Genomic DNA, 13,601 nt, shown 5'->3' on the forward strand with positions numbered 1-13,601 from the left:
GCGATGGCGCGTTGACCGCCAAGGTTTCCGGCCTCGATCAACAGGGCGGCAAGCTGTTCAGCCTGAGCACCCTGAGCCTGGATTTGAATCACGGCCAGTTGAACAACCAGAACGGCTTGATCAACGCACCCGGCAGCCTGCTGCTGACCCGTCTCAACGGTGTGAACAACGACGGCGGTGAAATCTCCAGCGCCGAGGCCTTCACCCTGGCCGCCAAAAGCCTCGACAACAGTAACGGTAAACTGCTGAACAATCAGGGCCTGACCCTGCGCATTGCTGAGCTGCTGACCAACACCAAAGGCCTGATCGGCGCCGCCAAACTGGACATTCACGCCGCCAACCTGAACAACGATGGCGGCACCCTGACCAGCCGCAGCGACCTGGACGTGGGCGTCGTCCAGGAACTGAACAACCTCAATCAGGGCCAGATCAGCGCTGCACAAGACCTCACCCTCAACACGTTGCTGCTGAACAACCACAACAGCCGCGTGCTGGCGGGCAACGGCCTGACCCTGAACGCGTCTCACGTCGACAACAGCACCCAAGGCCTGATCAACAGCCTGGGCACGTTGAACATCACCGCCAGTGGGCTGGATTCCAGCGACCGCGGCGAAGTGTCGGCCAAGGGCGACATCCATCTGGACCTCAAGTCGTTGGTGCAAAACGGTGGCCGCGTGCTCGGTGAAAAAGCCGTCACCCTGGACCTCGCCGGCAACGATTTCGACAACCGCAACGGCCTGCTCAACGCCAAAGGTCCGCTGACCCTCAAACGCCTGCATGACCTGCGTAACCAGGGCGGCGAAATCTCCAGCACCCAAAGTTTCACCGTGGCCGGCCAGGCGCTGGACAACACGGGCGGCTCGCTCATCAGCAACGAGCAACTGACCCTCAACGGTACGCAGTTGATCAACCGGGGCGGGCTGATGTCCGGCTTGAAAGGGCTGACGGTAACCGGCGCCAGCCTCGACAACAGCTACAGCGGTTCGCTCTCCAGCCGCAACGGCAACCTGGGCGTGGACCTGAGCGGCAACCTGCTCAACACCTTCGGCGGCGGCTTGGCCGCTCAGGGCAACCTCAGCGTCTCGGGTACGTTTTTGGACAACAGCAACAAAGGTGTCTTGAGTAGCGGCGGCGGGCAAACGCTCGACCTGAGCACAGGCATCAACAACAGCCAGGAAGGCCTGATCAGCAGTGGCGCGGGGCTGGTCATCAACACCCACACCCTGACCAACGCCAACGCCACGATCAACGCCCAGCAGGCGATCACCCTCAATGCCGGCGACCTGGACAACAGCCTCGGCAAACTGCTCGGCAATGGCGCCATGACCCTGGCGCTGCACGGCGCGCTCGACAACAGCGAAGGCAAAGTTGCCAGCGAAGGTCCGCTGCTGATCAGCGGCGCAACCGAGGTCAAAAACCGCATTGGCGAACTGGGCAGTAAAAAAGCACTGACCCTGCGCACCCTCAGCCTGGACAACAGCGGCGGCACCCTCGCGGCAAACGATGCCCTGATTCTCAAGGCGTCGGGCACCGTGCAGAACAGCGCCAAAGGCCTGATCCACAGCCAAAACGCAGACGTCAGCATCGAAGCGGCCAGCCTGCTCAACAACGGCGGCGCGATCCAGAGCCAAAGTGGCCTGACCCTCGACATCAGCGGCGACTTCAACAACCAGCTCGGCAAGGTGATCGCTCAAGCCGGCGACGTCAGCGTCAAAGCCGCCAACATCGACAACCGCGGCGGGGTGCTCACCAGCCTCAAGGGTGCCCTTGAGGCGCGCACCGTCGGCGTGTTGCGCAACGGCTATGAAACCAACACCCGCCAGGGCGGCCTCATTCAAGCCCAGCGCCTGAACCTGCAAGCCCTGACCCGTCTGGACAACGCAGGCGGGCGACTCTCGGCGCAGGCCGGCGACAGCGTCATCAACAGCGCTGACGTCGACAACCGCAACGGCAGCCTCTACGCCACGGACCTGACCAAGGTTACCGCGGGCACGTTCGACAACAGCAACGGCCAGGTCGGCGGCAACCGCATCGAACTGGGCCTGAGCGGCGCCCTCATCAACCGCAATGGCCTGATCGAAAGCGACGGCACCTTGGCGGTCAACGCGGCGAGCGTCGATAACCAGGACGGCAAACTGCGTGCACTGGGCAAGACCGGCAAAACCGAGTTTGAGATTGGTGGGGTGTTTGATAACCGCAATGGGGTGTTGGAAACCACCAACAGCGACCTGGTCCTGGCGGCTGGCAGTTTCGAAAACAACGAGGGGCAACTGCTGCATTTGGGTGACGGCAACTTCGGGGTGTCGATGGCCAACGTCACCGGTGCCGGTGGCCGCATCGTCACCCGTGGCGGCCTGACCCTGAACGCCGACAGTTGGACCAACACCAGCGTCATCCAGGCCGGTCGACTGTACGTCAACGTCGACAACTTTGTTCAAACCGCCACCGGGCAACTGCTGGGCTCGACCTTGTTCGAAGGCCGTGGCGTGAACTGGACCAACGACGGTTTACTCGCCAGCGACGGTGACCTGCACCTCACCCTCAGCGGTGCCTACAGTGGCAACGGTCGGGTCAACAGCGTCGACAAGCTGACCTTCAGCGCCGCGAGCCTGAACCTCACCAAAGACGCTGCTATTGCGGGCGGTGGCCCGAGCAGCCTCAACATCAGCGGCCCGATCATCAACTACGGCCGCATCACTTCAGATAACGATCTACAGATCGACAGTGCCTCGCTGAGCAACTTCGGTACCCTTGGCAGCAGCCAAAAACTCACGCTCAACACCCCTGAACTGCTCAATCAGAATGGCCTGATCTTCAGCGGCGCCGATATGCAGGTACGCGCCAACCGACTGACTAACCGCTTTGGCGATATTTACAGTTCGGGTGGTTTTACCGTTGCGAAAAATGCGGCAGGTGCGAGGGCGGATGTAGTCGAGAATATCTCTGGCACGATTGAGAGTGCTGGGGATATGCGCTTGTTGGCGACTTCGATTACCAATCGCAAGGATGTGCTGACGTTCAAGCAGGAACACATTGAAAGTTATATCACTCATAGCTGTTCGCATTGTGATGGGGCGTGGAATGTTTGGTATCACGTTGATGAAATATATGAGCGAAAAGTAGTTGATGACTCTGCCGCTGCGTACCTTACGTCCGGAGGTAATTTCGATGCCCAGGGTGTGAACTTCCTGAATGAATACAGTGCTGTGTCAGCAGCTAAAAATATCAGCATTAAGGCTGATACGGTCAAGAATGAGGGTGTTAATCTCGGTACAGTCCACTATTTTAGCCGCTACAAGAACCCTGACGATGTAGAACCAGGTCATATCTATCTTGGTTTGATCGCTCCAGGGGGGGCGGTTAATGAATACAATAAATACAACTCGAAGTATGTCTCGCAGTATCGTCAGTCTGATGGTAGTTATTTCTATCAAGTGTTAAGTGGCAGGAGTTCAGCGCTGAACCCCTACTATGACCCTGCCAAAAATCTACCAGTGCCCACTGCTGTGACCGGGTATGGTGTGTTTGAATCGAAACAGGATAGTTCTGATACGGTATCCAATAATGCTGTAATACAGTCCGGCGGCAGTATTAAAATTACTGCAAGGACCCAGTTGAATAATAACGTCAAAAAAATCAATGCACCTATCGTTACCAGCGATAGCAAAGTTGATGCAACAGGCGTCAAACGCGCAACCACACCGTTTATTTTTGTGCTCAACAGCCAGCTTCCCCCCGACCTGGCCCACCAGCGCGTCGACCCCCTGACACTGCCAGGCTTCGTCATCCCGCAAGGCCAGAACGGCCTGTTCCGTCTCAGTGAAAAAACCGCCAACACAGGCACCGCAACGGCGACCACCACGGCCCCGCAAAACTGGACCCTCGGCGGCGCGACGCTGGGCCCGATCCAGCGCCAGCAGGACCTGCCCGCTACGCTGACGCGGCCTATCGAGATCGATAAGGCCGCAACCGTAGCGGCCAGTGATCGGCAATTGACCCCGACCACGCGTACGGCTGCCGGCATCGACGCCGCCCCGTCGGTGCTCACCCCGATCGCGCCGGCCGATCTGCCCTCGACCGGCCCGGTGTTGCCCACCCACACTCGCGCTGCCGACACCTCCGGCCAGCCCGCCGTGGGCGTGACCCCGCTGGTTTCGATTGACCCGCCGCACGATCAGAGCATCGCCCGCGTCACCGGTTTGCCCGACACCCACGTGCCGGTCAAATCCCATAACTACCTGATCGAAACCAACCCGGTCATCACCGACCTCAAGCAATTCATGGGCTCGGACTACCTGCTGTCCAACCTCGGTTACGACCCGGACAAAGCCGTCAAACGCCTGGGCGACGGTTTCTTCGAACAGCGCTTGGTGCAACAAGCGGTGGTCGCCCGCACGGGCCAGCGGTTCCTCGACGGCATGACCAACAACGAGGACATGCTGCGGCACCTGATGGACAACGCCATCGCCAGCAAAAAAGAACTCAACCTCTCGGTCGGCGTAAACCTCACCTCCCAGCAGGTCGCGGCCCTGACCCATGACATCGTCTGGCTCGAAGAAGCCGTGGTCAGCGGCGAAAAAGTCCTGGTGCCGGTGTTCTACATGGCCCAGGCCAACAACCGCTTGGGCCCGACCGGGGCACTGATCCTGGGGCAGGACGTCTCGATCATTGCCGGCAAGGACCTGAACAACTCGGGCACCCTGCGCGCCACCCGAAACCTCACCGTCAACGCGGTGAACGACGTGGTCAACACCGGGCTGATGGAAGCCGGTAACCGCCTCGACGTGCTGGCCGGCAACGACATCGTCAACCGCAATGGCGGGATCATCAACGCCGCCGACGTGAACCTGTCGGCCGTGATGGGCGACGTCGTCAACCAGCGCAATGTCACCCATGTCGACGGTAAGAACGGCAAGTGGACCTGGACCGACAGCTTTGTCGACAACGCCGCGCGCATCGAGTCCGCGAACAACCTGAACATTCAGGCTGGGCGCGACTTCAACAGCCTGGGCGGCGTGATGAGCAGCCGTGCGGACCTGACCATCAACGCCGGTCGTGACGTGAACATCGGCGCAGTTGAATCCCTGAACAGCATGACCGACGGCCGCGACCACCGCAGCTCGTCCATCGAACAGCTCAGCTCGCAACTCACGGCCGGCCGCGACCTGCGCATCGACACGGCCCGCAACCTGCTGGTGGCCGCCAGCGACCTGAGCGCGGGCCTGGGCATGGACCTGTCCGCAGGCGCCAACGTGCTCATCACGGCGGCAGCCAACGAAAACCACTTCTACGAAAAAGGCCACGTCGCCAAACGCCAGACCGACCATGTCGAACAACAGGCCTCCGTGCTGCGCGCCGGCAACGGCCTGAACATCGCGGCGGGCGAAAACCTCACGCTGGTCGCCAGCAAACTGGACGCCGGCCAGGACGCCTACCTGGTCGCGGGCGAACAACTGGAACTGCTCGCCGCGCAAGACAACGACTATTCGTTGTACGACATGAAGAAAAAAGGCAGCTGGGGCGCCAAGAAAACCCAACGCGACGAAGTCACCCAAGTCACCAACGTCGGCACCGAAATCAAAACCGGCGGCGACCTGCTGCTGGCCAGCGGTGGAAACCAGAAGTACCAGGTGGCGAAACTGGAAAGCGGCAAGGACCTGACGCTGGACAGCGGTGGCGCGATCACCTTTGAAGGGGTGAAGGATCTGCATGATGAGAGCCATATCAAGAGTGACGGCGATCTCGGTTGGTACACCGCTGAAGGGCGCGGTCGTACTGACGAAACACTGCGTCAGAGCAGCCTGATTGCAAAAGGCAAACTGACGATCAAAGCCGTCGAAGGCTTGAACATCGACATCAAACACATCGACAAGAAAACCGTCAGCGAGACCATCGACGCCATGGTCCAGGCCGACCCACAACTGGCTTGGCTAAAAGAAGCCGAGAAACGCGGGGATGTGGATTGGCGGCAGGTCAAGGAGATCCACGAGAGCTTCAAGTACGAGAGCTCGGGACTCGGGGCGGGGGCCAAAATTATCATCGCGATCCTGATGGCTTTCATCATGGGGCCGGCTGGTTTGGCTTTGGTTGGAGCCACGGCACCCGGTGCAATTGCGATCAGCCTGGCGACTACGGCGGTCACCAGCACGATTAGCAACAAAGGAAATCTGGGCGCCGCATTCAAAGAAACAGTCAGCACCGACAGCCTCAAAAGCGCCGCCATCGCGGGTGTCACTGCGGGTGCTCTGGAATACGCTGATACCAACTGGTTTGGTGGTGCCGAGAAGGCAGGTGCGGCCACCAATGCCGCCCAGCCCGTAACCGGACCAACGCTGGCGAATACCAGTGCCTCAAAAGAGATTTTCAAGTGGAGCACGGCGGGTGATGCGGCGCTTCGAGTCAGTGGACGTGCACTGATCACCAGTGGTGTATCCACGGCTATCCGTGGCGGCAGCTTCAGCAGCAATTTCGGTTCGGCCTTACTCGGTGAGGCTGGCAATATGGCCATGGCCACCGGGTTTAACTGGGTTGGCGATACGATCAAGTTCCCAGACGGCAGCATGCAGAAGATTCTGGCGCATGCCCTGATGGGAGGCTTGCTTGCCAAGGCAACGGGCGGCGACTTCAAGACCGGCGCGGCAGCGGCTGGCTTGAATGAGGCACTTGTTACGAAGCTGGCTGATTTTGCTGATGGCAACCGTGACCTTCACCTGATGCTTTCGCAGTTAACCGGGGTGGCGGCTGCCGCTGCGGTTGGTGGGGATTTGGAGCAGGGGGCTCAGGTTGCACAGAACGCGACTAAGTACAATTACCTAAATCACACTGAAAACAAAGAGCGTATTGAGGCGGAAAAAAGCTGTAATGAAGGTGATCAGCAAGCCTGTGGACGTCGAGATCAGCTTAATCAGTTGGATTTGAGTCGAGATAAGGCGCTATGGACTGCGTGTAAGGGAGCCTCTACTAGCGACAACTGTATTGCCGCTCGTATTGCAGCGAGAACGGCAGAGTTTGATCTTCTTCGTCACCAAAGTACTTCAGACGTGAGAGAGCTTTCCCTTCAGGTGATGAAAGATCCTGATTTGGCTAGGTACACCATCGAGTCTGAGCTGCGCAGCATACGAATCCTCAATGATTATGTGAACAGTGAGTTATCTTCGAGTCTTGGGGGAGAGCTGTTATCTACGATTGCGGACTACCTGCCCTTTGTCGGAGCGGGCAAAGGTTATGTTGAAGCCAAGTCAAACTTAGACTATATCGTTGCCTCAATTGGAGTGCTACCGTTCGGTAAAGCTGTTCCTGATGTATTTTTAGCCGTTAAAGGGCTACTGAAGGAAGGTAAGCTTAAGGAAGCAGATGCACTGATTTCTGAGTTGGCAAAGTCAGGTAGAGACTTTGTTGCGCCAGGGATGAGTCGTCCATTTAGGTTGATAAATCCAGAGTTTCCACCGAGTAAAAGTGTTGTTGATGCCATGGGGAGCGAGAGAATAAAAAATATGATGCGGTGTAATAGCACCGACTGCTCGGAAATCGCCGATAAATTGCTTGATGCTGCGGGTGGGAAAGGAAAAATCATTGAGGTTAAACCGTCACGCCCTGGAGCGTTGACGGTGTTCGAAAATGGAGCTGAAGAGTCGGGACAGTATTATCATCAGGTTTATACTGACGGGAGATATGTGTACGACCCACGGCTGTCATCGAGCCCAATACCCAAGGGTGATTGGGAGCAGCATATTAAGGGGATCAATCCTGAAGGGGTTAGTATTTCTGATAAGACAGGAGGTTTGCGATGAGTGCTGCAAAAATAACTGATACAGAGGGTGGGCTCTTAAATGTACTGGGCAAGTTAGGAGTCATTGAATGGAGGAAGTATCAGCAGCGTTATCCTAAAGTATGGGATGGGATGTCATATTCTCGTGAAAATAGAACATCTTATCCACCATTTGTCTCATTCAGATTCGTCTCTGAGGGAGAGGTGTCAATGTGTGCATTGGCCAAGGTTGTATCGGAATATAAAGGAAAGGTCGAATGGGTGCTGGTCGGACGTAAGCGTGATGGTCTTCCAGGTATTAATTGGACTATTGGTCCTGCTCGAATGTTCGAAATTTGTTATAAGGCATGTAAGGTTGATATGTCAGTGTCTCAGTATTTGGCTGAGTATGACCCGGAATTTAGTAGGGCTGCCTATGAGGATTTTGGTGGGCTGGAGGAATATATAAAAAAATCTTTACTTTCGGATATTTGAGTGTGTATGTGGCGATTTGTTTGGGAAGAGGGGGTATCCATTCGTAGGCGCTCATTAGTGTCCAGTTGGCCGAATATTATTGAATGGTGGAGGTGTGTTCGGTTTTTTGGTAGTGCGTTATTAAATGACAGTTTCCGCTGCTGTACGAAAATCTATTTATTTGATTGTGATGAGGGCGGATCTATCTGTTTGCAGGCTAGTGAAGGGGGCAGGTAGTGCATGCAACCTCTCGGTCGGCGTGACCCCTCACCTCCCAGCAGGTAGCGGCCCTGACCCATGACATCGTCTGGCTCAAAGACGCCGTGGTCAGCGGTGAAAAAGCCCAGGTGCCGGTGTTTTACATGGTCCAGGGCACAACGGGTGAGGGTGGGTAATTACAGGATCTCCAGTCAGTAGCGCTCAATGAATTGGGCAGATTTCGCTTTACCGCTTTTTGTATCAAGTACAGCCACTTCCCTTCTCGTACCTCAACAACGGCCAGGTGGTGAGCCAGTGTTTGGAGGCGATGCGAGACTCATAGATATCGCGCTTTTCCACTTCGAAGCGTGGGGTTGGTCTGAGGGTCAGGCCGAACAGGTCTTCAAGGCCTAGCGGTGCGCTGACTTCACAGGTGTCTTGGGCGGTGCGCCTGACCGCCACGGCGGTGGCGGTTTCGGGCCAGTGGCGCATGGCGTCGGTGGCCGAGCGGTAGGGGGCGTTGCCGTTGCGGGTGTGCATCCTGGCCTGGTTTTTTACCGACCATTCAACGGTTGGGTGCAAGGTGTGCAGGATGGCTTCGAGTCGGTGGTCTTCGTCGGGGGTGGCTCGGGCGGGGTCAAACCACAGGACATCGACGTCGCCCGTCAGTGGCGACGCCGCGCGGCCATGCAGGTGGTCCCACACGGCGTTCCTGACAAACCCGGCACCGACCCAGCAATCGGGTAGGTTCAAGGAGCGGACCACTCCCAGAAGTGGCCACCTCACCGGGTCATTCAAGAGAAGGGCCTGGATGCGTGCAATCTCGTTCATCCCTCATTCTAAGAGCCCGGGTGCTTAAGGCAACAGGCCTGATGGAGGACGATTGAGGCCTGTGCATCGTTTCATACGGTTGTTTTTGCCTTATAGACGTCAGGGGCAACTCGCCGTAAACCCCGCCCCAGAGCCTTCCATTCCCCGGCGTCCAAACAGCTTATTGACGCCAATATGACGGCAACATACCATCGCGCCACTATATTGATATCACTTGTCGTCTCGAGGGATCGAACATGTATTTACTCACCCTCGGGAAGAGGCTGTGTGTCGCTTTACCCTGTCTGTTGCTTGCCTTGCAGGCCTACGCCGCACCGACGCCCGGCGAGCAGGATCTGATTCGTGACCGTCAGGATCGCTTGCTCGAAGAGCAGCGTCGACGGCTCGAAGAACTCAAGGAATTGCCCGGCAAGCAAACGGTGCCCACGGCGCCCGCAGGGCCTGCCGACACGCGTTGTTTTCCAATCACGGACATCGAACTCAAGGGCGCCGACAGCTTGTCGGTCGGTGAGCGCGAGCGGCTGATCAAGCCTTACATCGGCCAGTGCCTGGGCGTGACCCAGCTCAATGATTTGCTCAAGGTCATCACCGATTACTACCTCGAAAAAGGCCTGGTCACCAGCCGTGCGTACTTGCCACAGCAGGACCTGTCCTCGGGGCATTTGAGTGTAATGGTGGTCGAGGGCAAGCTTGAAGGCCTCAAGGGCGTCGAGGGCAGCAAGCTCTCTGACCGGGAGTTGTCCATGGCGTTTCCCGGCAAGACCGGTGAGTTGGTCAACCTGCGGGAAATCGAGCAGCTTGTGGACCAGTTGAACCGCTTGCCGTCCAATCAGGCGCAGATGGAGTTGTCGCCGGGCAAGAACGTGGGCGGCAGCGAAGTGTTGGTCAAGAACACTCCGAAAAAGCCTTGGCGCGCCAGCCTGTCGCGCAACAACGATGGCCAGCGCAGCACCGGCGAGCAGCAGTGGGGCACCACGCTGGACTGGGACAGCCCGTTGGGGCTGGCGGATCAGTTGTCGTTGCGCGGCGGTCACGATGCGATGACCGATCACCAGCACACTTCCAACAACGCGATGCTCGCCTACAACGTGCCGTGGGGCTGGTGGAACTTCAGTTACAGCTACAACCAGAGTGAATACCGCTCCCAGACGCCGTCCAACGGCTATAACTTCAAGCTGACCGGCGACAGCGAAATCCATTCGCTGCGCGCCGAGCGGGTTATCCACCGCGACGCCGTCAGCAAGACGTCGTTGAGCACCGGCCTGACGTACCTGCGCACCAACAACTTTGTCGAAGACAGCAAGCTCGACCTGAGCAGCAACCGGTTGAGCGAATCGCAGTTCGGCTTTAACCACGGGCGGCGCATCGGCGGGGCGTTCGTCAACATTGACCTTGGCACGCAGAACGGCATCGGCGCGTTCGATGCTCAGGGCAACGGTCATCCAAAACCGGGCCAATCCGACGCGCGTTACCGCAAATACACGGCCACCCTGAGCTACTTGCAGCCGTTCAAGCTGTGGGGTGAGTCCTTGAGTTTCAGCAGCCTTATGACCGGCCAGCGCAGCGAGGACGTGTTGTTCAGCCCGCAGCGCATGAGCCTTGGCGGGCAGTCGTCGATTCGAGGTTACAAGGATCAATCGCTGTCGGGTGACAGCGGTGGTTATTGGCGCAACGACCTGCGCTGGAGCCGTCCGGTGACCCTGGAATGGTTGCGGCCGGTATTCGCTGAATATGGCACCAGCCTGGGGTATGACCAGGGTGTGATTCGCAACAACCGCTACAACGATGATCAGCATGGGCGCGTCTCCAGCAACTCGCTGGAACTGTTTGCCCGTGGCGAACACGTGACCGCCAGTGTGACGTTTGCCCATTCTCTGGAGCGCCCGGATGCGCTGCCCGAGCGCGAAACACCTATCTACTTCCGTCTGGATCTGCTGATCTAGCCAGGTTGCGAACAAAAAAAGGCCAGCCCTCGATGATTTATCGAGGGCTGGCCTTTTGCGTTAAAGGGCTTTCGATCATTCACAGCCGCAGTGTTTTTCGGTCGGTTGGGCGTCGTAGCGGTCGTGGTGCCGCACCCATTCCATGATCTGTTCTTCGTTGCGGCCCTTGGGCGTCAGGTCCAGGTAGTTATAGGCGCCGACCAGCAGGTCCAGGCCTCGGGCGTACGTGGAGTAGGTGTGGAATATTTCGCCGGCGGGGTTGCGATAAAACACGCTGAGGCCGGGGAGTTCTTCTTCAGCACCGTCGGTTTTTTCGTAGTTGTAGGTGGCGGTGCCGGCGGCGACTTCAGCCGCTGTGGCCAGCACGCCGAAGTCGTGGTTGAAGTCACCCCCGGCCGATGACACCCATTCAAACTGCCAGCCCATGCGCCGCTTGAAGGCCTGGAATTGTTCGAAAGGTGCGTGGGAAACCGCCACCAGCGCGATGTCGTGATGGGCCAGATGCTGGTTGGCACCGTCGATGTGGTCGGACAGGAATGAGCAGCCAGGGCAGCCTTCGTCCCAGCCTTCCCCAAACATGAAGTGATAGACGATCAGTTGGCTGTTGCCGCCAAACAGGTCGGCCAGCGACAACCCGCCATTCTGACCCTGGAAGCGGTAGGGCTTGTCGACTTTTACCCAGGGCAATGCACGGCGTTCGGCGCTGAGTGTGTCCCGTTCCCGGGTGAAGGCTTTTTCGTGGAGCAAATGCTGCTGGCGGGCCGCGAGCCATTCTTCTCGGGACACGACCGGGTGCTGTTCGACGCTGTTCATGATGTTCCCTCCTGCGATGGTTGCCATGAATGTCTACACAGCCTAGTCGTTTGGCCGGGCGCTGAATCTACACGCCGCTGGTCGGTCATGGCGCCTCCCGCGAACTTTGCTGAACGCCTGCCCACAGCCCCTGTCACACCCTATGAAGGCATCTCACTCTGTGTGGAGGTTGAATCAGGATGGCTACTTACAACTGGGATTTGATTGAGCGACTGCTGCACGAAGTGCAGAACGGCGCCGGTCACAGCTTTACCCCGCGCCCTTATGCCGAGCAGCACGCGGCGGCGATGGCGGCGAAGGGTGAACCGATCGGCAACCTCGATGACTTGAAAGTCACGGCCACCGAGTACGAAAAGCTCCTGCTGGACCGTGGGTTCATCGTCACGCGCCCCGAGGATGAGGGCGGGAATGGCGAGAACTTTGTCCTGACCCCTCGTGGGGCCAGTTTGCTGAGCCTGCTGGACAGCAGCATTCCGGGCCACGATCACCCGCGGCAAGTGCTGGACGAGCAGGCGGATGCGCTGGATGAAGCGACGTTTGATGAAGTGGCGTCGACTGTGCAGATTGCTTGAGTGGGTTGATTGATCAGGTGGGTTGGGCCGTCTTGAGGCACTTCAAGGCGCTGAAATCACTGCGCACCTTGTCGATTTTCTTCAGCAACCGTTGGCGCTGCGACGGCGTGCTGTCGGCCATCACGTCCACTATCAGGCTGCGGGCCTGGGTTTCGGTGTTGGCATAAGCCTGGCGATAGGCTGGTGTCCACAGGGTTTCGCGGTTTACCAGCAGGGTTTCGATGCGCTGCGGGAAGTCGCTGGCCTGGCGTTGCGCCACGGCTGCGCTGAATTGCGCCTGCCAGTGGGCGCGGTTGGCGATCCATTGCTGATTCTGGCCGCCGAGGGCATTGGACCATGTCACCACGCGTTCTCGTTGGGAGGCAGACAATGGACCCAGCCAGTCGCTCAGGCGTTTTTCCATGCGTTCACCCCGTTGCGCGATTTGCTGCGCGAGTGGCGGTTTGACGTACTGGTCCTGGCGTTCTTGCAGGTCTTTGGCAAACGCCCGGTTCATCTCGTCGACTTGCTGATCGTTGAGCCCTTGCAGCAACTCGACGGTGGACGGCGTGATCTGCCGGGCGGTCTGGGCAATTGCCTGTTTGGCTTCCTGGGTGCGCAATTGCAGGGCATCGTCGTTGATCTGGTTGGTTTCGACCATGTGCTGCAAGCGGTCCAGCCAGGCGAGGTAACCGGGAAGTTGAGTGGTGCAGTGCCAACGGAGGTGTTCCTTGAGGCGGTCGTTGAACCAGCCTTTTTGCTCGCGGGTCATGTCCAGGTAGTCACTGAGCGACCATGGAATGATGACGTCGAGGTTGCGGTAGGCCAGGCCGACGCGGTTACACGCGCACAGCGTGAGGCTGAGCGTGGCGAGGAAAACGAGGCGTTTCAACCGGCGCGACATGGACAAAGTCCTTTCGAAGGCGTAGGTCCTGAATCTGAACGCAGGAAGATCCTGACGGTTCAGTCGATCTCGGTCTTAAAGGATAGGGGGCTTTTGTCGAACGTGACGGCAGTGTGTAGCGAGGGTGTTGCGGGAGGGTT

7 protein-coding genes are annotated in these 13,601 nt (G+C 58.2%); 4 read left to right on the plus strand and 3 right to left on the minus strand.

Annotated features, from left to right (window positions below; all coding sequences use genetic code 11):
• Nucleotides 1–11: 11 nt before the first annotated feature.
• A complete protein-coding gene (locus tag AC1Z1G_RS07315) occupies nt 12–7,790 on the plus strand; it encodes a DUF637 domain-containing protein (protein ID WP_483626065.1) in 7,779 nt (2,592 codons plus the stop codon).
• A complete protein-coding gene (locus tag AC1Z1G_RS07320) occupies nt 7,787–8,242 on the plus strand; it encodes a hypothetical protein (protein ID WP_483626066.1) in 456 nt (151 codons plus the stop codon). The genes AC1Z1G_RS07315 and AC1Z1G_RS07320 overlap by 4 nt, the downstream gene beginning before the upstream one ends.
• 438 nt (nt 8,243–8,680) lie before the next feature.
• On the opposite strand, the gene AC1Z1G_RS07325 is transcribed toward AC1Z1G_RS07320, so the two are convergent.
• Nucleotides 8,681–9,250 (minus strand): nucleotidyltransferase family protein, encoded by a 570-nt coding sequence (locus AC1Z1G_RS07325; RefSeq protein WP_483626068.1) that lies wholly within the window; start codon nt 9,248–9,250, stop codon nt 8,681–8,683.
• Between the two features lie 236 nt (nt 9,251–9,486).
• Here AC1Z1G_RS07325 and AC1Z1G_RS07330 point away from each other — a divergent pair, with 236 nt between their 5' ends.
• Entirely contained in the window at nt 9,487–11,193 is a 1,707-nt protein-coding gene (locus AC1Z1G_RS07330; RefSeq protein WP_483626070.1) for a ShlB/FhaC/HecB family hemolysin secretion/activation protein, read from the plus strand.
• Nucleotides 11,194–11,268: 75 nt separating this feature from the next.
• Here the strand turns inward: AC1Z1G_RS07330 and AC1Z1G_RS07335 are convergent, their stop codons facing one another.
• Nucleotides 11,269–12,006 (minus strand): DUF899 domain-containing protein, encoded by a 738-nt coding sequence (locus tag AC1Z1G_RS07335; protein ID WP_483626072.1) that lies wholly within the window; start codon nt 12,004–12,006, stop codon nt 11,269–11,271.
• A 179-nt stretch (nt 12,007–12,185) separates the two neighbouring features.
• Between AC1Z1G_RS07335 and AC1Z1G_RS07340 the strand changes: the two genes are divergently transcribed.
• Nucleotides 12,186–12,578, plus strand: a complete 393-nt coding sequence (locus AC1Z1G_RS07340; protein WP_483626074.1) for a transcriptional regulator — start codon at nt 12,186–12,188, stop codon at nt 12,576–12,578.
• Between the two features lie 13 nt (nt 12,579–12,591).
• Here AC1Z1G_RS07340 and AC1Z1G_RS07345 read toward each other — a convergent pair whose 3' ends face one another.
• Nucleotides 12,592–13,461 carry a DUF6279 family lipoprotein gene (locus tag AC1Z1G_RS07345; RefSeq protein ID WP_483626076.1) on the minus strand — a complete coding sequence of 290 codons (870 nt, stop codon included), beginning with the start codon at nt 13,459–13,461 and terminating at the stop codon, nt 12,592–12,594.
• Nucleotides 13,462–13,601 lie beyond the last annotated feature (140 nt).

Source organism: Pseudomonas sp. JL27(2026) (assembly GCF_056933555.1).